We start from the raw sequence: 21971 nt of genomic DNA, 5'->3' as shown, positions 1-21971 counted from the left end.
CATCCAGTCAAAATTTTTTTTACTATTTTTCAGTTCCGCTGGCTTTGCTTTTTATGGATTCTGGATTACATATAAATATATAAATAAAACAATACGTTCAGCCATAATCACCCTGAATGAATCATGGCTACCCTTACTTTTGAGGCTTTATGCGCTTTAAACGGGATAGTACACATCATGAAAGACGTCCGGGAGCTGGTTACGTTGTATAGCTATGTGGGCACTCATAACCCCTACTGGCGTTTGTCAGAGGATTGCAACATCCTGCATTTCTCTATTGATGAAACAGCAGAAGCTGAGCAGACCATCGAATTATCACCTGAACAGGCCGACCGCATTCGCGAGATGACGGTAATTACGTCAAGCCTGTTGATGACGTTACCCATTGAAGATGACGATATTCCGGTACATTTGGTCGGGCGGAAAATCAATAAGCGCGAATGGGCCGGTAGCGCATCAGCCTGGGATGACACCCCTTCCGTCGCACGCGACCTGGCTCAAGGTCTCTCTTTTGCCGAACAGGTGGTTTCAGAAGCCAATTCCGTTATTGTCATTCTTGACCGAATGGGCAACATTCAGCGTTTTAACCGTTTGTGCGAAGAGTACACCGGACTCAGAGAACGTGAAGTCATTGGCCAAAGCGTATTCACACTGTTTATGAGTCGACGTGAAGCCGCAGCCTCCAGACGTAACATCGAGGTTTTTTTTCGCGAAGGCAACTCATATGAGGTCGAACGTTGGGTGAAGACCTGCAAAGGTCAGCGCCTGTTTCTTTTTCGCAATAAGTTTGTACATAACGGTAGCGGCAAGAACGAAATATTTCTGATCTGTTCCGGCACCGATATCACTGAAGAACGCCGCGCGCAGGAACGCCTGCGGATGTTGGCTAATACCGACTCCATCACCGGATTACCGAACCGCAACGCCATTCATGAGCTGATAAGCGACGCGATTGAGAACGCAGGTGATACTCAGGTTGGGATTGTATATCTCGATCTGGATAACTTCAAAAAGGTGAACGATGCCTACGGGCATATGTTTGGCGATCAGCTATTACAGAGTGTGTCGCTTGCAATCCTCAGTTGCCTTGACGACAACCAGCTATTGGCTCGGTTTGGCGGTGATGAATTTATCGTCCTTGCCACCGAAACATCCCAGAGCACACTGGAGGCTACCGCATCGCGCATTCTGACACGCCTGCGTCAACCCTTTCGCATTGGCCTGATTGAAGTCTATACAGGCTGCTCTATTGGTATTTCCCTCGCTCCACAGCATGGTCAGGACTGCGAAAGCGTCATTCGTAACGCCGATACGGCCATGTACACCGCGAAAGAAGGCGGCCGCGGACAGTTTTGTGTTTTCTCTCCGGAAATGAATCAGCGGGTTTTTGAATACCTGTGGCTGGATACTAACCTGCGCAAGGCACTGGAAAACGATCAACTGGTTATCCATTATCAGCCAAAGATAACCTGGCGAGGCGAAGTGCGCAGCCTGGAGGCGCTGGTACGCTGGCAGTCTCCGGAACGCGGCCTCATTCCACCACTGGAATTTATCTCCTACGCCGAAGAATCAGGGCTTATTGTTCCGCTGGGGCGCTGGGTTATTCTGGACGTTGTGCGTCAGGTTGCAAAATGGCGCGCCAAGGGAATCAATCTGCGCGTGGCGGTAAACGTTTCTGCCCGCCAACTCGCCGATCAGACGCTATTTACCGATCTCAAACAGGTGCTTCATGAACTCGACTTTGAATATTGCCCCATTGATGTCGAGTTAACGGAAAGCAGTTTGATTGAAAATGAACAGTTGGCACTGTCCGTCATTCAGCAGTTTAGCCAGTTGGGAGCGCAAATCCATTTGGATGATTTTGGTACCGGATATTCGTCACTGTCTCAACTGGCCCGCTTCCCGCTTGATGCAATTAAACTGGATCAAACCTTTGTCAGGGATGTACACAAACAACCTATTTCGCAGTCGCTGGTACGTGCCATTGTTGCGGTCGCACAGGCACTCAATCTGCAGGTCATCGCCGAAGGTGTTGAAAGCGCGAAAGAGGATGCGTTTTTAACCAAAAATGGTGTCAACGAGCGTCAGGGTTTTTTGTTTGCCAAACCAATGCCAGCAGTTGCATTTGAACGTTGGTATCGACGGCACCTGAATAAAAAAACACGCTAATGCAGTGGGATCAAACGTTGAAAATAGCCATAAATGGACATTACCTAACGATCCTATCTGCATGTAATCACAGAATATATAATATTCTTCTATCATTGAAGTTAATACTATTTTTCCCTTCTCTTTTGCCATGAAATTCTGCATCATGAAATTCAAACTCTATTGCCATTAGGATGATAACCATGTCTGATATCGACGCTCAGCGTCTGGCCGAACGCATTGATACCGTGCTGGATATCCTCGTTGCAGGTGATTACCACTCAGCCATCCACAATCTCGAAATTCTGAAGGCTGAGCTGCTAGACACGGCCAAAGAAGATGCCGAGTCTTTGCCCAAAAAGCACAAGGCTCCCTGGGAGATCTGATGACATTAACCCTTTAATGTCGCTGCTATCAGCAAACTGCATATGAGGCAGTTTTCGTTTAATTTCCGATACGATATCGCAATAAAATTAATATTATGAATTCCCGACAACAATCTATTTTGCAGATGGTGACTGATAAAGGTCAGATGAGCGTTGCCGAACTGGCAAAAATCACCGGTGTCTCAGAAGTGACGATTCGACAGGATCTGAACACACTGGAAAAACAGAGTTATTTACGCCGTGCGCACGGTTTTGCTGTTTCATTGAACAGCGATGATGTGGAAACGCGCATGATGACTAATTTTACGCTGAAGCGTGAGCTGGCCGAATTCGCCGCATCGCTGGTAAGCCCAGGCGAGTCCGTATTCATTGAAAACGGCAGCAGCAATGCGCTCTTGGCCAGAACGCTGGCGGAGCAAAAAGATGTCACCATCATTACCGTCAGCAGCTATATAGCCCATCTGCTGAAAGAAACCCCCTGCGAAGTGATTCTCCTTGGCGGCATCTATCAGAAAAAAAGCGAAAGCATGGTGGGGCCCTTAACTCGCCAGTTTATCCAGCAGGTACACTTCAGCAAGGCCTTTATCGGCATTGATGGCTGGCAGGCTGACACCGGCTTCACCGGACGCGACATGATGCGTTCTGATGTGGTTAACGCGGTGCTGGAAAAAGGTGCAGAAGCTATTGTGCTTACTGACAGCTCAAAATTCGAAGCCATTCACCCTTACACGCTGGGTCCATTAGAGCGATTCAGCCGCGTAGTCACGGATTCCAGACTCAGCGCCAGCGTACAAATGCAGCTCGAGCACTCGGGTTTAACCGTCAATATCATTGATGCGCACGCATAAAATCTTCAGCAGATGATTTGTCAGTCGGCAAATCATCTCCTCTCTGAGAGTTATCTGACAGTCCAATTAAGACTTTTTACCTGTCGTTAACAGGATTAAGTCGTAAAATTAATGTTAGCGATATAACAGGAACGAACCTCCAATCTCAGGATAGTGTTTGTCATGCCTTCGCTAAACGGTTTCACGGAAATATCTTCGTTAGCCTAAATTTAGCGCTATTCTTAAAGAACACTGGATTCCGTGAATCAATAATTCAGGAGAAAGTATTATGTTAGTAACGAGCAAAAAAATGACCGCTGCCATTTTGGCGATTACTCTGGCAATGTCGCTGAGTGCCTGCTCTAACTGGTCCAAACGTGACCGTAACACCGCAATTGGTGCTGGTGCTGGTGCAATCGGTGGTGCAGTCCTGACTGACGGCAGCACGCTGGGAACGCTGGGTGGTGCTGCAGTAGGTGGTATTATTGGCCACCAGGTGGGTAAATAATTTACGGTTAAACGGCTCGATATAATAATACGTTTACTTTTTCAGGTCTGTATTATTAAAAAGCCACGGAAAAATTCCGTGGCTTTTTTTATTAACCGCCAGCCAATTTAACTTTCATTCCTTTGGCTTCCAGCAGCGATTTAATCAGGTCGCGTTTATCACCCTGTATCTCAATCACGCCATCCTTCACTGCCCCGCCGCAACCACATTTTTTCTTCAGTTCCGCAGCTAATTTGGTCAGTTCAGCATCGTCCTGATCTATTCCAGTAATCAGGCACACACCCTTACCTTTGCGGCCACTGGTCTGTCGTTGGATGCGGACAATGCCATCGCCTTTGGGACGCTCTGGGACGGCTTTTGGTTCATCAATACGCCCGGTGTCAGTTGAGTAGACCAGACGAGAATTTGAGTCGTTCATTTACGCACCTCGTTTCAGGGAGGCATTGATCATCTTCAGCGTCTGAGCCGGATCTGCCGACTGTGTGACCGGACGACCAATAACCATATAATCGACGCCAGCTGACTGTGCCTGTTCCGGCGTCATAATACGACGCTGGTCGCCTGCCTCGCTGCCTTCAGGACGAATACCGGGCGTTACCAGTTTAAATGCCTGGCCAAATGCCTGCTTGAATCGCACTGCTTCCTGCGCGGAGCATACGACGCCATCCAAACCACAATGTTGGGTTAAGCGCGCCAGCCTTTCCGCATGCTCCGCAGGTGACAACGTCACGCCAAGGTCGGCAAGATCGCTGGCTTCCATACTGGTCAGAACTGTTACTGCAATCAGCAGCGGCGCATCCTTGCCAAAAGGCACCAGGGCTTCACGTGCGGCGGTCATCATACGCGCCCCACCTGAAGCATGAACGTTAACCATCCACACGCCAAGCTCAGCCGCCGCCGCAACGGCATGCGCGGTAGTATTGGGAATATCATGAAATTTCAAATCAAGAAAAACGTCAAAGCCACGCTGTTGTAAATCGCGAACCAACTGAGGTCCAAAAAGCGTGAACATCTCTTTGCCCACTTTCAAACGGCAATCACGAGGATCAATTCTGTCGACAAAAGCTAATGCTTTATCACGATTGGAATAATCGAGAGCGACAACGACAGGAGAATCAGTAACAGCACGAGAAAAAGATGAAGCAGTAAACGTCATGACCAGACCTTCCTGAGGATGGGCGCCATCGGCGGCGCAAAATGGGTAAACGGCGTGCATTCTACCTGCGGCAATAGAAAATTAACAGGCGCGATTACATTTCTGCCAGGCGAATTTGGCAACGGAGGTTGAGGATGGATTGGTTACACATCATTAGTATGTTGTAACTAAAGTGAAGTTTTTTTTAAAAATTACAGCCCATCAAGTCCGCGAATAGGCTTAATGGTTGACCATGAGCGACAGGATGGGCAGTGCCAGTACAGTGTATATGCGGTAAATCCGCACTTCTGGCAACGATACCGAGGCTTGCTGCGCACCTGCTCCCCGACCATATCGCGCAGAACCATCAGGCTCTCTTTCGCGCGCCCTTCTTCTGCTTCGTTAAGATGGTAATCCATCAACTTGTGGAACACGCGCATCGTAGGATGGCGTTGTAGCTGGCGGGTAATATAAACCTGAGCGGTATCAGTCCCCTCACGCGCTTCAAGAATATCGGCCAGCATCAGCTCGGCGGCGGCGCCAGTATTCTCCTCAACAGCCCGACGTAAAAACTCGGCCCACTCATCGTTTTTCCCCAGATGCTGGTAGCAGCTTTGCAGCATTTCCAGCGTTTCGCTGACCAGTTCTTTATCCTGAGAAATCACGCGTTGTAGACATTCGACGGCCTTCGCGTAATCGCCTTTCACCATGTACACACGGCCCATCATGATGGAAACACGGGCACTGTTTTTGTCTGCCGCAGCCCCTTTTTTCAACAGCGTCATGGCGCGATCCATATCGTCGCTACCCATCTGCTGTAAGGCCAGTTCGCAGTAGAAGTGAGCTATCTCAATACGCTGTTTATCTTTACCGAGCTTCACCAGGCGTTCTGCGACATCAATCGCTTTCTGCCATTCGCTGGTCGCCTGATAAATTTGCAGCAGTTGCTGTAATGCACCGACGCGAAAATCTGTTTCATCGGTAAGCTGATTAAACATGTCTTCCGCGCGGTCGTACAGACCTGCGGCCATGTAGTCGCGCCCCAGCTGTTGCACGGCCAACAAACGCTGCTCGTAGGTCAGCGAAGCACTTTCCATTAACGTTTGATGGATGCGGATTGCGCGGTCGACTTCACCGCGCGAGCGAAACAGGTTTCCGAGGGTGAGATGAGCCTCAACGGTGCCCGTATCCTCTTTTAGCATATCGAGGAACAGATCCACCGCTTTGTCTTGTTGGTTGCTCAGGAGGAAGTTAACCCCGGCGACATAGTCACGGGAAAGACGGTTAGCTTCATCCTGCTTGGTTTGTTGCGCACTTCTGCGACCCATATACCACCCATAGGCAGCGGCTACAGGCAAAAGCAGAAACAACAACTCCAACATAAATAATTATTCCTTCACAACCGACGAATCGGCAGAAACCGCAACGTCGGTCGCAGGCGTAAGCTGGTTTTCCAGTCGTTTGATTTTACGTTCGGCGCGCGCAAGAGACACACGAACCTTCAGCCAGAAAAGGCCGCAAATTAACCAACCAATCGCAAAACCTGCGGCAAACAATACAGCAAGCAGCGTAGAGATACGATACTCACCCTGAGCCAGCAGGTAATTAAACGTAACCTGTTGATCGTTTTGCGCACCTAATGTCACCGAAATAACAAAAATCGCCAACACCAGTAAGAAAATGAGTAAATATTTCACATTACTTCCCGTTATGTGGTTTGAGCGAATAAATCGTGTACAACTTACCGCGTTGAGCCCTTTAAATTACCATTTTCACAACGAGTGCGAAACGGAAAAGCGCTTTCCCCTTTCTGATTTAAGGGCAAAATTCGAAAAATCAATCATGGCTAACTTTCTTGTTCACGCTGAGCGATTTCTTTTTCCTCCTGCACAGGCGGCGTTAATGGTCCGCATACCCGCTGCGCAAGCCATGTCGCCAGTGTTACCAGCAACCATGAAATCAGCGTTGCAACGACCAAATCACGGGGCCAGTGCATGCCTAATAGCAAGCGACTGCCCATAACACCCGTAGCCCAGATAAGTAAAAACACAATCGTCAGCGTACGTCGGCGTGGCCATAACAGCCCTACGGCCAGTAAAGCCCAACTGGCGGCAAACATCGTATGCCCTGACGGAAAGGCAAACCCTGTTTCTTTTTGCCAGTGCTTACGTAGAAACGTCGGAATATCCTGTTGTTCGGCCAATTGCTCTTTAACTAAGTGGCCACGATCTTTACGTTTTAAAGTGTAGAACTCATCAACAGGGATATGGTGCGTTTTTTCCAGCCACACGACAAAGGGCCGAGGTTCCTGCACCCTGTCTTTAACCCAGGACTTTACGCCCTGACCGACTAAAATTGCCGCAGCCAGGATCGCAAACAGCATTACCGCAGCTTTCAGACGAAAACGCAGACACCACAGAAACCATGCACAGAGAACAACGTGAGTGATAATACCCCACGGCTGCGTCACCGTTTCCGTTATCCAGTACAGAGATTTTAGCCACCAAACGTTATGTCCCGGCTGCCAGCTCCAGCCCGATACCCATACGGCAACCGGCATAATAAGTAGCAGTCCGGCCCCGACCGCAGTGCGCTTTGCAATTGACAGCATTGCCTCTCCTTTCGTCGATAAGTCTCACAATCATAACTGAAAAAAGCGCATGCCGGGGAAATTGACAATTTTGTGCCATTCCAAAAACGAATCCGTTGTCGCGATTAGGTGAACATCGTTGCCTTATGGCAAAATAGTGCAATATAGAACAGAAGCCAACAGGCGACGGCACGACAGTGCCAGCATAATCTGGAGAATTACATGCAGCTTAAACGTGTGGCAGAAGCCAAACTGCCAACCCCCTGGGGTGATTTCCTGATGGTGGGATTTGAAGAACTGGCAACCGGACACGATCACGTCGCACTGGTTTTTGGCGATATCACAGGCCAAACGCCTGTCCTGGCGCGTGTCCACTCCGAATGTCTGACTGGCGATGCATTGTTTAGCCTGCGTTGCGATTGCGGCTTCCAGCTCGAAGCGGCTCTCACCCATATTGCTGAAGAAGGGCGCGGTATCCTGCTTTATCATCGTCAGGAAGGACGCAATATCGGTCTGCTCAATAAAATCCGCGCCTACGCGTTGCAGGACCAGGGTTATGATACCGTTGAAGCTAATCATCAGTTGGGCTTTGCGGCAGATGAGCGTGATTTCACGCTGTGTGCGGATATGTTCAAGCTGCTTGGTGTGGACGAAGTTCGTTTGCTGACCAATAACCCGAAAAAAGTGGAAATTCTGACCGAAGCGGGAATCAATATTGTTGAACGCGTGCCGTTGATTGTGGGTCGTAACCCGAACAATGAACATTACCTGGACACCAAAGCCGCCAAGATGGGACATTTGCTGGGCAAGTAATAGTTGTTACCGCCGATAAAAAAGCCTGCTCTCGCAGGCTTTTTACATTCTAGCTCAACATATTACGAATCACGTAGTGCAGAATGCCATCGTTTTGGTAGTACGTTAGCTCCGTCGCGGTATCGATACGGCAGCGGCATAAAACCACCTCTTTACGTCCATCCGAGCGAACCATACTCACCGGCACTGTTGCACCCGGTTTGATGTTTTGCAGATCCGTAATATCGATCGCTTCCTCACCGGTTAGTCCCAGCGTTTTACGCGTGACGCCCTGTGGGAATTCCAGCGGCAAAATCCCCATACCAATCAGGTTAGAACGGTGAATTCGCTCAAAGGACTCTGCGATAACCACGCGAACCCCCAGTAAGCGCGGGCCTTTTGCCGCCCAGTCGCGACTGGAGCCAGAGCCATACTCTTTCCCGGCAATAACCGCCAGGGGGATATTCTCCTGTTGATATTGCATAGCCGCATCATAGATAGCCACTACCTCAGTTCCCGGCAAATGACGCGTCATCCCACCTTCAACGCCGGGCACCATCTCATTGCGAATACGAATATTGGCAAAGGTACCGCGCATCATTACTTCATGATTCCCGCGCCGTGAACCGTAGGAGTTAAAATCTTTACGCTCCACGCCGTGGCTTTGCAGATAACGACCTGCCGGGCTATCCGGCTTGATACTGCCGGCAGGAGAAATATGGTCGGTGGTGACGGAATCTCCAAGCATTGCAAGGATACGCGCACCATGAATGTCCTGGACCGGATCCGGCGTCGCCTGCATACCATCGAAGAACGGCGACAAGCGGATATAGGTTGAGTCAGACTGCCAGCCATAGGTATCAGCACGATCTACCTGGATAGCTTTCCATTCCGGCGTGCCTTCAAAGACTTCAGCGTATTCTTTATGGAACATGGCGGTAGAAACCTGCTCCACGGCACGTGCAATTTCCTGAGCCGTCGGCCAGATATCTTTCAGATATACGGGATCGCCCTTTCTGTCATGCCCTAACGGATCTTTCGTCAGATTGATATTCATATTCCCCGCCAGCGCATAGGCCACCACCAGCGGCGGAGACGCCAACCAGTTGGTCTTCACGAGCGGATGGATACGCCCCTCAAAGTTTCGGTTGCCGGAAAGCACAGCACCAACGGTGAGGTCGCCTTTTTTGATTGCTGTCTCGATAGGATCGGGTAAAGGGCCCGAGTTACCAATACAGGTGGTACAGCCATAACCTACAAGGTTAAATCCCAGCTCATCAAGGTACGGCGTGAATCCTGCCTGCGCCAGATAATCAGACACCACCTTCGATCCTGGCGCCAGCGAGGCTTTCACCCATGGCTGACGTTTCAGACCAAGCGTCACTGCTTTTTTCGCCAGCAGCCCCGCCGCCATCAATACGCTTGGGTTAGAGGTGTTGGTACAGGAAGTTATCGCCGCAATAACCACAGCACCATCCGGCAGCTGGTACTGGTGACCGTTCATTGTATAGTCCACTGGCTGGCGATCTTTCAGCGAACTATTCACTTCGAGTTCATTACTCGCCGAAAACGCTTTCGGGACATCAGCCAGTGCTACCCGATCCTGCGGACGCTTCGGTCCGGCAAGACTAGCTTCTACACTGCCCATATCCAGCTCCAGTGAACTGGTAAATATGGGTTCATCCCCAGGATTACGCCACATTCCCTGCGCTTTGGCATAGGCGCTGACCAGCTCAACCTGCTCCTCACTGCGCCCACTCAGACGCATATATTCAAGAGTGATGCTATCGATCGGGAAGAAACCGCAGGTTGCGCCGTATTCCGGTGACATGTTCGCAATGGTTGCCCGATCGGCCAGCGGTAAGGTGTCCAGCCCATCACCGTAGAATTCAACGAATTTACCGACCACGCCGTGCTTACGCAGCATCTGGGTGACGGTTAAAACCAGGTCGGTAGCGGTGATACCTTCCCGCAGTTTGCCCACCAGTTTGAAGCCCACAACATCCGGGATAAGCATAGAAACCGGTTGACCCAGCATTGCTGCTTCAGCTTCAATGCCTCCAACGCCCCATCCCAGCACACCGAGACCATTAATCATTGTCGTATGGGAATCAGTTCCGACCAACGTGTCAGGGTAAGCCACCCACTCACCGTCCTGTAACTCGCTCCAGACGGCTTTGCCCAGGTATTCAAGGTTAACCTGGTGGCAAATCCCCGTTCCCGGTGGCACAACGCTGAAGCGACTAAATGCCTGCTGTCCCCATTTCAGGAACACATAACGCTCATGGTTACGTTCCATTTCCAGGCGAACGTTTTCTTCGAAAGCATCATCATCACCAAAACGGTCCACCGTTACCGAGTGGTCAATGACAAGGTCCACTGGCGAAAGCGGATTCACTTTTGCTGTATCTCCGCCCAGACGTTTCACCGCTTCGCGCATGGCGGCCAGATCGACCACCGCCGGCACGCCGGTAAAATCCTGCATCAGAACACGAGCGGGTCGATAGGCAATTTCACGATCGGCATGGGCAGTCTTCAGCCAATGCGCGAGCGCATGAATATCATCTTCGGTTACGGAATTACCATCCTGCCAACGAAGCAGGTTTTCCAGCAACACTTTCAGCGATTTGGGTAGTCGGGTGATATCACCCAGTGATTTAGCGGCCAGAGGTAAACTGTAGTAGCGGTAGGTTTTATCTTTAACCTGCAATGTGTCCTTACTGGCTTCTCGTAGGGTCGACGACATAGCTCCTCCTTAAATGACAGGGTTGGATCCCCTGATTTCCTCAGGGTTAGTATTAAAGATAACACAAACAAAATGTAACGCTTTGATAACAACTCAAATTGATAAAAGTAGCGCGCGATACAAAAGCGCGAAGTGAGGTCAATGGTAGGGAGGAAGGTCTAGCCGTGTAGATTAATAGGATGGATATTCAGCAGGCAATAGCGCAATCGATAATACGTTGATTAGGTGGCTGATGGTGAATACATGGGATAAACGATTCGATATTTAAGGTCACGAGGTAATCGTTATTATTATAAAATACGTACGAACTATTGTTTCTGTTCATCATCACCCGTTAACAGATCAATAAACGCCCGTTGTTCAGGAGAAAGTTTCCAGGATTCGGGTATCTTCGGCCCCTTCTCGGCGACGGTTTTGCTCTCGTGTTCATGTTCATGAGACGCTGGCGTCATAGTAGAGTGCTGCTTCGGTGCGGACATACTTACCCCCACACGTTCCAGGCCACGAGCGCGACAATAATCCAGAATACGGCAGAGCCAAGAAACACGGCGAACCAGGCTTTACGTTTCATCGCGGGATCCCGGCGTGCAGGCTGGTTTCCTGAAGGCATCGCTAACCTCATACTATCGAAATCACTTATCATTTAGGCACCAAACAATTGGTACAATTAATCATCAGATAGGAGGAATCCTAATAAAAAAGGCGATAAAAAGCCAGTTAATTTTCGGACTCAATCTGATAAATAAATCAATTGTTTGATCAATTATGAATATTTGAGAGTGATTTTTGGCAAGCTGACTAATTTGAAACTACTTTAGAGAACTTTTTCCATAAATAATATATGGTTAATATATAGGAGGAGAAATAATGAATAAATTCAAACTCTCCCGTCGGTATCGCTTTATGCTTATGGATACCGACGAGGTTATGGCCGTTATTATTTCTCAGGCAATTTAATATCTTTAAACATGGCTTCAATATCATCGTTGGAACGCAGCGCCACCGCCGTGTCCACCACATCACGCGTCAGATGCGGCGCGAAACGTTGAATGAAATCATACATGTAACTACGTAAGAAGGTGCTGCGACGAAAACCAATTTTGGTGGTGCTATGGCTGAAGATATCGTGCGCATCCACACGTACCAGGTCAGGATCGGAAACAGGATCTACCGCCATACTGGCAATTACACCCACGCCGAGACCCAGACGGACATAGGTTTTAATAACATCGGCATCGGTCGCGGTAAAAACAATACGCGGCTCCAGACCCGCACGGTTAAACGCGGTGTCCAGCTCCGAACGCCCGGTAAATCCAAAGGTGTAGGTCACCAGTGGATACTGTGCCAGTTCCTCAATAGAAACCGAAGATTTTCCCGCCAACGGATGATCCGGCGTGACGACAATCGAACGGTTCCAGTGGTAGCAAGGCAACATCACCAGGTCGTCATACAGGTGCAAGGCTTCCGTCGCGATAGCAAAATCCGCATTCCCTTTCGAGACGGCTTCGGCAATTTGCGTTGGCGATCCCTGGTGCATATGCAATGAAACACGAGGATAACGCTCAATAAAACCTTTAATCACGTTCGGTAATGCGTAACGTGCCTGAGTATGCGTGGTGGCGATATACAGCGAACCTTTGTCCGGCCAGGTATGTTCACCAGCAACAGACTTAATGGCGTCCACCTTAGACAGAACTTCGCGCGCAATACGGATGACTTCCTGCCCCGCTGGCGTAACCTGGGTCAGATGCTTACCGCTACGGGCAAAAATCTGGATGCCAAGTTCATCTTCCAGCATACGAACTTGCTTACTGATACCTGGCTGGGAGGTATAGAGCCCTTCTGCCGTTGAGGAGACATTAAGGTTGTGGTTCACCACCTCAACGATGTAGCGAAGCTGCTGTAATTTCATGTTATGCCATCCCGATTTGCGCCATCAAATCATCGTTTCTGCGCAGGCTCGTGGGCGCTGCTAATACGATTTAATAATAAAAAGCTTGTTAACTATAACCACTATATCATTTATATGTACGCTGTATAGGTATGACAAAAAATAATATGCCATAAACAAAAAAGGGCCGCTTACGCGACCCTTTGAGGAGGAACTCAGCCAGAATGCTGTTATTTCTTCCCTTCTACCCATTTGCCGTCAACGAAGAACGCGGACCAGCCAGTCGCCTTACCGTCTTTCTCAGCGGCAACGTATTGCTGCTTGGTTTTACGGCTGAAACGAACCATGGACTTGTTACCATCCGGGTCAGTTTGCGGTGCGTCTGCCAGATAACGCAGTTTTTCCGGCAGGCGATCGCGGAAGCGATACAACTCTTCCACCAACGGCGCACGAGTCTCACGTGATTTCGGAAACGTATTGGCCGCAAGGAAGATACCTGCAGCACCATCACGTAACACGAAATACGCGTCAGATTTTTCACACGGCAGTTCCGGTAGCGGAACCGGATCTTCTTTCGGCGGAGCAACTTCACCGTTACGCAGGATCTTACGGGTGTTTTTACACTCGTCGTTGGTACACGCCATGTACTTGCCGAAACGTCCCATTTTCAGGTGCATTTCAGAACCACATTTTTCGCACTCTACGATAGGACCGTCATAACCCTTGATACGGAATTCACCCTCTTCGATCTCGTAGCCGTCGCAGGTTGGGTTATTACCACACACATGCAATTTACGCTTAGGATCGATGAGATAACTGTCCATTGCCGTACCGCACTTCTGGCAGCGGCGTTTGGCGCGCAATGCGTTCGTTTCCGCGTCATCGCCTTCAAGCACATTCAATACTTCGTTTTCCGGCACCAGGTTGATGGTGGTTTTGCAACGCTCTTTCGGGGAAAGTGCGTAGCCGGAGCAACCAAGGAAAACGCCAGTGCTGGCGGTACGAATACCCATCTTGCGCCCGCAGGTCGGGCAATCAATGCTGGTCAGTACCATCTGGTTCGGACGCATACCGCCCTCTTCAGGATCTTTCTCGGCTTTATCCAGCTGCTGAGTAAAATCAGTGAAGAAGTTGTCGAGTACGCCCTTCCATTCGGCTTCGTGATTCGCCACCTGGTCGAGGCTGTCTTCCATCTGCGCGGTAAAATCGTAGTTCATCAGTTCACGGAAATTTTCTTCCAGACGATCGGTGACGATTTCACCCATTTTTTCAGCGTAGAAGCGACGGTTTTCAACGCGAACATAACCGCGATCCTGAATCGTAGAGATGATCGACGCATAGGTGGATGGACGACCAATGCCACGCTTTTCAAGCTCTTTAACCAGCGAAGCTTCACTGAAGCGTGCTGGCGGCTTGGTGAAGTGCTGCGCAGGTGTCAGCTCGATAAGCGTCAAGGTATCGCCTTTGTCCACCGCCGGTAGGATGCGATCTTCATCGCCCTTACGCAGCGCGGGCATCACTTTGGTCCAACCATCGAAACGCAGAATACGACCACGCGCTTTCAGACGGAAATCACCTGCACCGACAGTCAGGGTGGTAGAGTCATATTTCGCTGGCGTCATCTGACAAGCTACAAACTGGCGCCAGATCAGCTGATACAGTTTTTGCGCATCGGCTTCCATATCTTTCAACGACTCCGCCAGTACGGCGACATCAGAAGGACGGATAGCTTCGTGTGCTTCCTGCGAGTTCTCTTTGCTGGCGTACTGGTTCGCGCTCTCCGGCAAATATTTTTTGCCAAAATTATCACTGATGTAATCGCGAACCATGGTGACAGCATCCTGGCTCAGGTTGGTTGAGTCAGTACGCATGTAAGTGATGTAACCCGCTTCATACAAGCGCTGCGCCATCATCATGGTTTTCTTCACACCAAAGCCCAGACGCGTGCTCGCAGCCTGCTGTAGCGTGGAGGTAATGAACGGTGCGCTCGGCTTGCTGCTGGTCGGTTTATCTTCACGTTCCAGGACGCTATAGCGCGCTTTTTCCAACAGGCTAACAGCGGCAAGCGTTTGTTCCCGATTTACAGGACGGAACGGTTTATCATTTTGATGCGTCACCTCAAGCGGCAACGCGTCGCCGCCCGGCGTGGTCGTGTTAGCATCAATTTCCCAGAACTCTTCTGGAACAAATGCTTTGATTTCGCGTTCACGCTCAACCACCAGACGCACAGCCACAGACTGTACGCGACCGGCAGACAGACCGCGCGCAATTTTTTTCCACAGCAGTGGCGACACCATATAGCCCACAACACGGTCCATAAAGCGGCGCGCCTGTTGCGCATTAACACGATCGATGTTCAACTCGCCCGGTTTTTCAAACGCCTGGCGAATAGCATTTTTGGTAATTTCGTTAAACACCACGCGGCTGTAGCGAGTGTCGTCGCCACCGATGACTTCCCGCAGGTGCCATGCAATGGCTTCCCCTTCGCGGTCAAGGTCGGTTGCGAGATAGATGTGGTCGGCTTTTTCAGCCAGTTGCTTCAGTTCAGAAACAACTTTCTCTTTACCAGGCAGCACTTCATAGCGCGCATCCCAGTTGTGCCACGGGTCAACACCCATACGGTTGACGAGAGCGCCACGTTCATCCTTTTTGGGCTTTTTAGCCGTTTTGGTGGAGGTTGAGTCGGCGCTCTTTTTAGTTGCTGAGCCACTGGTCGGCAAATCACGGATATGACCGACGCTGGATTTCACCACGTAGTCATTACCCAGATACTTGTTGATCGTTTTGGCTTTTGCCGGGGACTCAACGATGACAAGAGCTTTACCCATATTCACCTTTACCTAATTTGATTCTTCCAGAATGCGTCGCACGTTGATTCACCTTCCACTGGCGACGAGACATCGATATGGTCTCTGCGTCGGCGGATATCAACCCCTTAAACTGTTTCGCGCTTGTAATGTAACTCTCATGTAACTGAGTTAACAGGCTTTTTTTCTCACAAACGCTCTAGCACGACGAAGTATTGGTCGAATGTCAAGCAAATCTGTTGCCAGATTGACGAAAGCGTCACACTGTACCTGATAAAATGCGTTACGCAACTTTATTAGCATGCAAAAACAAATCTCGCCAGTTGTAACACTGTCGTAAAACCTTCATTTATGTCAGGGAATATTTGCCCATAAGGCGGGCTCAGCGTAGACTAATGTCCTTGTTTAAGGAGTAAATCATGCATAAAGACACTCAACCCATCGATCGCGAAACACTGCTGATTGAAGCCAACAAAATCATTCGTGAGCATGAGGACACGCTGGCGGGGATTGTCGCCACCGGCGTTACGCAGCGAAACGGCGTGCTGGTTTTCAGCGGAGATTACTTTTTAGACGAGCAAGGGCTACCAACGCCCAAAAGTACGGCTGTGTTTAATATGTTTAAACACCTGGCGCACGTACTTTCTGAAAAGTATCACTTGATCGATTAATACGAGAAATAATTTGCCGGATGGCAGCAACGCCTTATCCAGCCTACATTGATGCATATTTGTAGGCCGGATAGGATATGTGAGCAGCGCTATCCGGCAATGACAATTTTACATCAGTGGCTTCTGCCCCCGCTGCCACCAGCGCATCAGCAAACGATCGGCGCTCTCCGCCGCACTACCGGTAAAACGATCCATCAGCTTTTTACGCTGCAGATAGCGAACGTTCAACACTTCACGACCTTCCATCAGCCCGAGGATCACCTCATCGCTGGTATTGATCTCATCCACCAGCCCATTTGCCAGCGCCTGTTGACCAAACCAATGTTCACCCGTGGCAACCTGTTCAATGTCCAGAGTCGGACGCATGCGATGCACAAAGTCTTTAAACAGATGATGCGTTTCGTTCAGATCTTCGCGAAATTTCTGCCGTCCTTCTTCCGTGTTTTCACCGAGTAAGGTCAGCGTACGCTTGTACTGTCCGGCGGTGTGCAGTTCGATATCAATATCTTTCCCTTTCAGGAAGCGATTAAAGTTCGGGATCTGCGCCACCACGCCAATTGAGCCGACGATAGCAAACGGCGCCGAGACAATTTTATCTGCCACGCAGGCCATCATATATCCGCCGCTCGCAGCGACTTTATCCACCGTGACGGTTAGCGGTATCTGCTTATCGCGCAGACGTTGCAATTGCGATGCAGCCAGGCCATAGCCATGTACCACACCACCCGGGCTTTCCAGACGAACCACCACCTGATCCTGAGGTTTAACAACCGCCAGCACCGCCGTCACCTCTTCGCGTAATGCGCTGACCTCATGGGCATCCATACTGCCTTTAAAATCAAGCACCCATACACGAGGTTTATCAGATGACGTGCTGTCACCCAGTTTCGCTTTTGCCTTGGCGGCCTTCGCCTCCAGCTTCTGTTTCTTTTTCTGCGCCTTATGCCAGAATTTTTGCTGATGCCCATCCAATAAGGCCAGCGACAGATCTTCCTTCATCTCTTTATATTGATCGCTGAGGTTAATAACCCGCAATTCCCCACGCTGACGTTTGCGTTGTGTCGCGTTTACGATCAGCATCACCACCACTGCAATAGCCACCACGACAGTGACAATTTTTGCCAAAAACAGCCCATATTCAGACAACAATTCCACAAGACCCACCTTGGTTAAACAACGCGACTTCCGCTCAGTGTACAACAGGCGTGTCACCTCGTCTTGCTTCATACATCCAGTGCTGAATCAGTAAAAAGCATGACAAAGCGTTCATTTTGCGGTGTTATTGCCTTTGGCTGATTGAAAAAGAACAGGGTTTAAGGCATAAAGCCCAAAACTTATTGCGAACGAGATGGCCAGGGCGTCGCCGAGGAGTAGCCGTGCATTACCAACCTAAACAAGACCTTTTACAGGGCCGCATTATTCTTGTCACCGGTGCCAGCGATGGTATCGGACGCGAAGCCGCGCAGACCTATGCACGCTATGGCGCGACCGTTATCCTGCTTGGGCGTAACGAAGAAAAACTGCGTCAGGTTGCCCGCACTATCGCCAATGAAAACGGAACACAACCACAGTGGTTTACACTGGATTTACTGACCTGTACCTCTGAAGAATGTCACCAGCTTGCGCAGCGCATTGCCGCACATTTCCCGCGTCTGGATGGCGTACTGCATAACGCCGGATTACTCGGCGATATTTGCCCAATGAGTGAACAAAACCCGCAGGTCTGGCAGGATGTAATGCAGGTAAATGTGAATGCTACTTTTATGCTGACTCAGGCATTGCTGCCGTTGTTACTCAAATCCGATGCCGGATCGCTGGTCTTTACCTCTTCCAGCGTCGGCCGCCAGGGACGCGCCAATTGGGGAGCATATGCTACCTCAAAATTTGCTACCGAAGGGATGATGCAGGTGCTGGCTGATGAGTATCAAAACCGTCATCTGCGCGTAAACTGTATCAATCCTGGTGGAACACGTACTGGCATGCGAGCCAGCGCATTCCCCACGGAAGATCCACAAAAATTGAAAACCCCCGCCGATATTATGCCGCTCTACCTGTGGCTGATGGGCGATGACAGCCGCCGTAAAACCGGTATGACTTTTGACGCCCAGCCGGGCCGTAAACCAGGAATTGCCCAATGAGTGAAGAACGCTATCAGCAACGTCAACAGCGCGTAAAAGATCGGGTTGACGCACGCGTTGCCGCCGCTACGGACGAGCGCGGGATCATCATCGTGTTCACCGGAAATGGTAAGGGTAAAACCACCGCCGCATTCGGTACCGCCACACGCGCGGTGGGCCACGGTAAAAAAGTCGGTGTCGTACAATTTATTAAAGGTACGTGGCCAAACGGAGAACGTAACTTACTTGAACCCCACGGCGTAGAGTTTCAGGTTATGGCAACAGGATTTACCTGGGAAACGCAAAACCGTGAGTCCGACACCGCGGCCTGTATGGCCGTGTGGGAACACGGCAAGCGGATGCTGGCCGACGATGAACTGGATATGGTGGTGCTGGACGAGCTGACCTATATGGTGGCATACGACTATCTGCCACTTGAAGAGGTCATCACTGCCCTAAATGCGCGCCCTGCCCATCAAACGGTGATTATCACCGGCCGTGGATGTCATCGCGATATTCTGGAGTTAGCGGATACGGTCAGCGAGCTGCGCCCGGTCAAGCATGCGTTTGAAGCGGGCGTGAAGGCCCAGATAGGGATCGATTACTGACACCAGGCCGGATAAGGCGCTTGCGCCGCATCCGGCTCCACGCTAACGTCTGATAGCGCTTTGCTTATCAGGCCTGGTCATGATTAACCGTTGTTGCTACGACCACCCGGACGACGGCTGCTACCGACCTGTGAGTGGCGCTTCACCGCACGACGGATCTGATTTGCCTTCATGCGACGACGATCTTTCTCGACGGCAACTTTAGATGTCGTTTCCGGCTTCAGCTCCACCAGTTCACGCAGATAGTTGGTCTGCGCGAGGTCAAGCTCGGTCCAGCCACCACGCGGCAGGCCTTTCGGCAGCGGGATATCACCGTAACGAACACGAATAAGACGGCTTACCTGCACACCTACAGCTTCCCACAGGCGACGGACTTCACGGTTACGCCCTTCGGTCAGCGTGACGTTATACCACTGGTTGATCCCTTCACCACCGCTGAACTTGATCGTTTTAAATGCCGCCGGACCATCTTCCAGCTGTACGCCACGACTCAGATCGCGCAGTTTTGCATCATCAACCTGACCAAAAACACGTACCGCATATTCACGTTCAACTTCACGGCTTGGGTGCATCAGACGGTTAGCCAGTTCACCATCGGTGGTAAACAGCAGTAAACCGCAGGTATTCACGTCCAGACGCCCTACGGCAATCCAGCGCGCATCACGCAGTTTTGGTAAACGATCGAACACGGTCGGACGACCTTCCGGGTCGTTACGGGTACACAGTTCACCTTCTGGCTTGTAATAGGCCAGAACGCGGCAGATTTGCTCCGCAGACTCTTTAACCGAAATCAGATGACCGTCGATACGGATTTTCAGACCCGGAGTGACTTCAACGCGATCGCCGAGCGTGGCAATTTTGCCATCAACGCTCACGCGACCCGCGGCAATAATAGATTCGATTTCACGGCGAGAACCGTGGCCAGCGCGCGCCAGCACTTTTTGTAACTTTTCGCTCATAGAGCTTCCTTTAGATGTCGCCTTCACAGGCGTCGAACAGGAGAATCAACGGCGCCAGTCAGCGCCATTTTAAGGTCGCGTAGTATAGCGGTTCGCGCCCTTATAAGAAAGGTTTAACGTCGCCGACGCCTTCACGTAACACCACCGGGGAATCGTCGGTTAAATCGATGACCGTGGTCGGCTGCTGACCGAGATAGCCACCGTGGATAATCAAATCCACCAGTTTTTCCAGACGGTCTTTAATCTCTTCCGGGTCTGACTCAGTAAATTCACTGCCCGGCAGCATCAGCGATGTAGAGAGCATCGGCTCGCCCAGTGCTTCCAGCAGCGCCAGCGCAATCGGATTCGATGGCACACGCAGGCCGATAGTCTTACGTTTTTCCTGCAACAAACGGCGCGGAACTTCTTTCGTTCCTTTCAGGATGAAGGTGTAGTTACCCGGCGTGTTGTTTTTAATTAAACGAAAGGCCACGTTGTCGACAAACGAATAGGTCGACAGTTCAGACAAGTCACGACACATCAGCGTAAAGTTGTGCCCGTCCGGCAGGTGACGAATGCGGCAAATGCGCTCCATGGCGCCTTTATCTTCAATTTTGCAGCCCAACGCATAGCCGGAATCGGTTGGATAGACGATCACCCCACCTTTACGCACGATTTCAACGGCCTGATTGATCAGTCGCTGCTGCGGGTTTTCGGGATGAATATAAAAAAACTGGCTCATACTTTCCTCTCTGTGATCTCGGGCTGCTCCCAAAGTTGCCAGACGCCTTCTACGCCTGCGGGCAACCAAAGTTTACGACCCAACTCAATCCATGGGCAGGGTAGATGAAAATCAGACCCTTGCGATGCCCACAGTTGATGCGAACGCGCAAGCGTCGCCAGATGGGTGCGTTCATTGGGAGACTGCTGGCACTGTGATACTTCCATCGCGTCGCCGCGATGTTCAGCAAAATGCGCAACCAGTCTTTTCAGCCACTTAGCGCTAAGATCGTACCGCCCAGGATGAGCCAGAACAGCCTTACCGCCAGAATGATGAATGACATCAATAGCTTGTTCTATTGTACACCACTGTGGCGGAACGTAACCGGTTTTCCCACGGGCAAGATATTTTTTAAAGACATCCGCCATGGTTGTGGCTTTTCCGCATTCCATCAGGAAACGCGCAAAATGGCCCCGCGTAACCGCCCCGCCATCAGCCAGGCGTAACGCCCCTTCCCACGCGCCGGGGATATGCGCTTTGTCGAGTCGTTCGGCAATCAGGCGCGCACGCTGCTGACGACGTTCCGTTTGTTGCGCCAGAAACTCACACATCATGGGATGGGCGATATCAATGTTCAGACCCACTATATGGATCTCATGGTTTTCCCAGACCGTTGATATCTCGACGCCAGGGATTAAATTTAAGGCTAAACCTGAACGTGAAATTTCTTCTCTTGCCGCCGCAATGCCGGCCGTGGTGTCATGATCGGTGATCGCCAGTGTACCGACTCGCATCTCTACCGCACGGTGTACTAAGGCTTCTGGCGTTAACCGCCCATCGGAGGCTGTAGTATGACTGTGCAGGTCATAAATCACTGCGTAATTCGTGTCGCTCAAGGCGGCTCCCGTTTCAATAAATGTCGTATCACGCCCATCATAGCGGTTTCGACAAATATACTGAAATCAGGTGTTGACTTTATTCCATTGAACTAGTTAACTAGTACGCAAGTTCACATGAAGAAGGTATCTGAGATGAAAGCAACATTTGTTCTGCACGGTTGGTGGCGCACTTCCTGATTTCGGGCAG

The 21971-nt window shown here is 50.5% G+C and carries 23 protein-coding genes and 1 other annotated feature (1 of these 24 cut by a window edge); of the genes, 9 read left to right on the top strand and 14 right to left on the bottom strand.

Translation table 11 applies throughout. The features are described from left to right. Window positions 1–177: 177 nt before the first annotated feature. The 4 genes from pdeR to osmB all read left to right on the top strand — a co-directional run bounded on the left by pdeR (window position 178) and on the right by osmB (window position 3869). On the top strand, window positions 178–2169 hold the full coding sequence (gene pdeR, locus OGY71_RS03535; protein WP_063940813.1) for a cyclic di-GMP phosphodiesterase: 1992 nt from the start codon (window positions 178–180) through the stop codon (window positions 2167–2169). Between the two features lie 182 nt (window positions 2170–2351). Continuing rightward, entirely contained in the window at window positions 2352–2534 is a 183-nt protein-coding gene (locus OGY71_RS03530) for a YciZ family protein (protein ID WP_003833313.1), read from the top strand. A 95-nt stretch (window positions 2535–2629) separates the two neighbouring features. Next, window positions 2630–3382, top strand: coding sequence for a DNA-binding transcriptional regulator YciT (gene yciT / locus OGY71_RS03525; protein ID WP_286612849.1), 753 nt, complete (start codon window positions 2630–2632; stop codon window positions 3380–3382). 268 nt (window positions 3383–3650) lie between these two features. Beyond that, the gene (gene osmB / locus OGY71_RS03520; protein ID WP_003020583.1) at window positions 3651–3869 is read left to right on the top strand and encodes an osmotically-inducible lipoprotein OsmB; all 219 of its coding nucleotides are present in this window, start codon (window positions 3651–3653) and stop codon (window positions 3867–3869) included. A 91-nt stretch (window positions 3870–3960) separates the two neighbouring features. Here the strand turns inward: osmB and yciH are convergent, their stop codons facing one another. The 5 genes from yciH to pgpB form a co-directional block, all read right to left on the bottom strand. Beyond that, on the bottom strand, window positions 3961–4287 hold the full coding sequence (gene yciH, locus OGY71_RS03515) for a stress response translation initiation inhibitor YciH (RefSeq protein WP_003833315.1): 327 nt from the start codon (window positions 4285–4287) through the stop codon (window positions 3961–3963). Then, on the bottom strand, window positions 4288–5025 hold the full coding sequence (gene pyrF, locus OGY71_RS03510) for an orotidine-5'-phosphate decarboxylase (RefSeq protein WP_103285296.1): 738 nt from the start codon (window positions 5023–5025) through the stop codon (window positions 4288–4290). Between the two features lie 191 nt (window positions 5026–5216). Further along, complete coding sequence (gene lapB, locus OGY71_RS03505; protein ID WP_003833317.1) at window positions 5217–6386, bottom strand: lipopolysaccharide assembly protein LapB; 1170 nt, start codon at window positions 6384–6386, stop codon at window positions 5217–5219. Window positions 6387–6392: 6 nt separating this feature from the next. Next, window positions 6393–6701, bottom strand: coding sequence for a LapA family protein (locus OGY71_RS03500; RefSeq protein ID WP_003020595.1), 309 nt, complete (start codon window positions 6699–6701; stop codon window positions 6393–6395). A 149-nt stretch (window positions 6702–6850) separates the two neighbouring features. Then, window positions 6851–7615: a phosphatidylglycerophosphatase B gene (pgpB, locus tag OGY71_RS03495; protein WP_003833318.1), complete on the bottom strand. Its 765-nt coding sequence runs from the start codon at window positions 7613–7615 to the stop codon at window positions 6851–6853. Window positions 7616–7816: 201 nt separating this feature from the next. Here pgpB and ribA point away from each other — a divergent pair, with 201 nt between their 5' ends. Continuing rightward, window positions 7817–8407 carry a GTP cyclohydrolase II gene (gene ribA, locus OGY71_RS03490; protein WP_003020601.1) on the top strand — a complete coding sequence of 197 codons (591 nt, stop codon included), beginning with the start codon at window positions 7817–7819 and terminating at the stop codon, window positions 8405–8407. A gap of 49 nt (window positions 8408–8456) precedes the next feature. Here ribA and acnA read toward each other — a convergent pair whose 3' ends face one another. The 5 genes from acnA to topA all read right to left on the bottom strand — a co-directional run bounded on the left by acnA (window position 8457) and on the right by topA (window position 15851). Further along, window positions 8457–11132, bottom strand: coding sequence for an aconitate hydratase AcnA (gene acnA / locus OGY71_RS03485; RefSeq protein WP_003833319.1), 2676 nt, complete (start codon window positions 11130–11132; stop codon window positions 8457–8459). 308 nt (window positions 11133–11440) lie between these two features. Beyond that, window positions 11441–11611 (bottom strand): YciX family protein, encoded by a 171-nt coding sequence (locus tag OGY71_RS03480; RefSeq protein WP_286612847.1) that lies wholly within the window; start codon window positions 11609–11611, stop codon window positions 11441–11443. Between the two features lie 2 nt (window positions 11612–11613). Further along, window positions 11614–11754: a YmiA family putative membrane protein gene (locus OGY71_RS03475; protein ID WP_213194281.1), complete on the bottom strand. Its 141-nt coding sequence runs from the start codon at window positions 11752–11754 to the stop codon at window positions 11614–11616. 315 nt (window positions 11755–12069) lie between these two features. Beyond that, on the bottom strand, window positions 12070–13044 hold the full coding sequence (cysB, locus tag OGY71_RS03470; protein ID WP_003020610.1) for an HTH-type transcriptional regulator CysB: 975 nt from the start codon (window positions 13042–13044) through the stop codon (window positions 12070–12072). A 209-nt stretch (window positions 13045–13253) separates the two neighbouring features. Beyond that, a complete protein-coding gene (gene topA / locus OGY71_RS03465; RefSeq protein WP_003833325.1) occupies window positions 13254–15851 on the bottom strand; it encodes a type I DNA topoisomerase in 2598 nt (865 codons plus the stop codon). Between the two features lie 398 nt (window positions 15852–16249). On the opposite strand from topA, the gene OGY71_RS03460 reads away from it, so the two are divergent. After that, window positions 16250–16501, top strand: a complete 252-nt coding sequence (locus tag OGY71_RS03460; protein WP_003020616.1) for a YciN family protein — start codon at window positions 16250–16252, stop codon at window positions 16499–16501. 108 nt (window positions 16502–16609) lie between these two features. On the opposite strand, the gene sohB is transcribed toward OGY71_RS03460, so the two are convergent. Then, on the bottom strand, window positions 16610–17656 hold the full coding sequence (sohB, locus tag OGY71_RS03455; protein WP_032934465.1) for a protease SohB: 1047 nt from the start codon (window positions 17654–17656) through the stop codon (window positions 16610–16612). Window positions 17657–17877: 221 nt separating this feature from the next. Here sohB and OGY71_RS03450 point away from each other — a divergent pair, with 221 nt between their 5' ends. Beyond that, entirely contained in the window at window positions 17878–18639 is a 762-nt protein-coding gene (locus OGY71_RS03450) for a YciK family oxidoreductase (protein WP_003833331.1), read from the top strand. Further along, window positions 18636–19226, top strand: coding sequence for a cob(I)yrinic acid a,c-diamide adenosyltransferase (gene cobO / locus OGY71_RS03445; RefSeq protein ID WP_003833333.1), 591 nt, complete (start codon window positions 18636–18638; stop codon window positions 19224–19226). The genes OGY71_RS03450 and cobO overlap by 4 nt, the downstream gene beginning before the upstream one ends. An 83-nt stretch (window positions 19227–19309) precedes the next feature. Here cobO and rluB read toward each other — a convergent pair whose 3' ends face one another. From rluB to rnm, 3 genes are all read right to left on the bottom strand, one after another. Continuing rightward, a complete protein-coding gene (rluB, locus tag OGY71_RS03440) occupies window positions 19310–20185 on the bottom strand; it encodes a 23S rRNA pseudouridine(2605) synthase RluB (RefSeq protein ID WP_003020625.1) in 876 nt (291 codons plus the stop codon). Window positions 20186–20285: 100 nt separating this feature from the next. Next, window positions 20286–20906 carry an L-threonylcarbamoyladenylate synthase gene (locus OGY71_RS03435; protein WP_003833336.1) on the bottom strand — a complete coding sequence of 207 codons (621 nt, stop codon included), beginning with the start codon at window positions 20904–20906 and terminating at the stop codon, window positions 20286–20288. Next, a complete protein-coding gene (rnm, locus tag OGY71_RS03430; protein ID WP_286612844.1) occupies window positions 20903–21781 on the bottom strand; it encodes an RNase RNM in 879 nt (292 codons plus the stop codon). Before rnm ends, OGY71_RS03435 begins: the two co-directional genes overlap by 4 nt. A gap of 135 nt (window positions 21782–21916) precedes the next feature. Between rnm and trpL the strand changes: the two genes are divergently transcribed. Continuing rightward, window positions 21917–21961 carry a trp operon leader peptide gene (gene trpL, locus OGY71_RS03425; protein WP_012905981.1) on the top strand — a complete coding sequence of 15 codons (45 nt, stop codon included), beginning with the start codon at window positions 21917–21919 and terminating at the stop codon, window positions 21959–21961. After that, window positions 21938–21971, top strand: a sequence feature (Trp leader region) (it continues 61 nt past the right edge of the window). Its footprint overlaps the gene before it by 24 nt.

This window comes from Citrobacter sp. Cpo109, assembly GCF_030332565.1.
GTDB classification, from domain to species: domain Bacteria; phylum Pseudomonadota; class Gammaproteobacteria; order Enterobacterales; family Enterobacteriaceae; genus Citrobacter; species Citrobacter portucalensis.
Note: the sequence above shows the minus strand (reverse complement) of the source record. Positions and strands in the feature narration are given on the sequence as shown.

Coding starts and splice junctions, on each gene's coding strand:
- pdeR (WP_063940813.1), top strand. CDS start 178: ATGAAAGACGTCCGGGAGCTGGTTACGTTGTATAGCTATGTGGGCACT.
- OGY71_RS03530 (WP_003833313.1), top strand. CDS start 2,352: ATGTCTGATATCGACGCTCAGCGTCTGGCCGAACGCATTGATACCGTG.
- yciT (WP_286612849.1), top strand. CDS start 2,630: ATGAATTCCCGACAACAATCTATTTTGCAGATGGTGACTGATAAAGGT.
- osmB (WP_003020583.1), top strand. CDS start 3,651: ATGTTAGTAACGAGCAAAAAAATGACCGCTGCCATTTTGGCGATTACT.
- yciH (WP_003833315.1), bottom strand. CDS start 4,287: ATGAACGACTCAAATTCTCGTCTGGTCTACTCAACTGACACCGGGCGT.
- pyrF (WP_103285296.1), bottom strand. CDS start 5,025: ATGACGTTTACTGCTTCATCTTTTTCTCGTGCTGTTACTGATTCTCCT.
- lapB (WP_003833317.1), bottom strand. CDS start 6,386: ATGTTGGAGTTGTTGTTTCTGCTTTTGCCTGTAGCCGCTGCCTATGGG.
- pgpB (WP_003833318.1), bottom strand. CDS start 7,615: ATGCTGTCAATTGCAAAGCGCACTGCGGTCGGGGCCGGACTGCTACTT.
- ribA (WP_003020601.1), top strand. CDS start 7,817: ATGCAGCTTAAACGTGTGGCAGAAGCCAAACTGCCAACCCCCTGGGGT.
- acnA (WP_003833319.1), bottom strand. CDS start 11,132: ATGTCGTCGACCCTACGAGAAGCCAGTAAGGACACATTGCAGGTTAAA.
- OGY71_RS03480 (WP_286612847.1), bottom strand. CDS start 11,611: ATGTCCGCACCGAAGCAGCACTCTACTATGACGCCAGCGTCTCATGAA.
- OGY71_RS03475 (WP_213194281.1), bottom strand. CDS start 11,754: ATGAGGTTAGCGATGCCTTCAGGAAACCAGCCTGCACGCCGGGATCCC.
- cysB (WP_003020610.1), bottom strand. CDS start 13,044: ATGAAATTACAGCAGCTTCGCTACATCGTTGAGGTGGTGAACCACAAC.
- topA (WP_003833325.1), bottom strand. CDS start 15,851: ATGGGTAAAGCTCTTGTCATCGTTGAGTCCCCGGCAAAAGCCAAAACG.
- OGY71_RS03460 (WP_003020616.1), top strand. CDS start 16,250: ATGCATAAAGACACTCAACCCATCGATCGCGAAACACTGCTGATTGAA.
- cobO (WP_003833333.1), top strand. CDS start 18,636: ATGAGTGAAGAACGCTATCAGCAACGTCAACAGCGCGTAAAAGATCGG.
- rluB (WP_003020625.1), bottom strand. CDS start 20,185: ATGAGCGAAAAGTTACAAAAAGTGCTGGCGCGCGCTGGCCACGGTTCT.
- OGY71_RS03435 (WP_003833336.1), bottom strand. CDS start 20,906: ATGAGCCAGTTTTTTTATATTCATCCCGAAAACCCGCAGCAGCGACTG.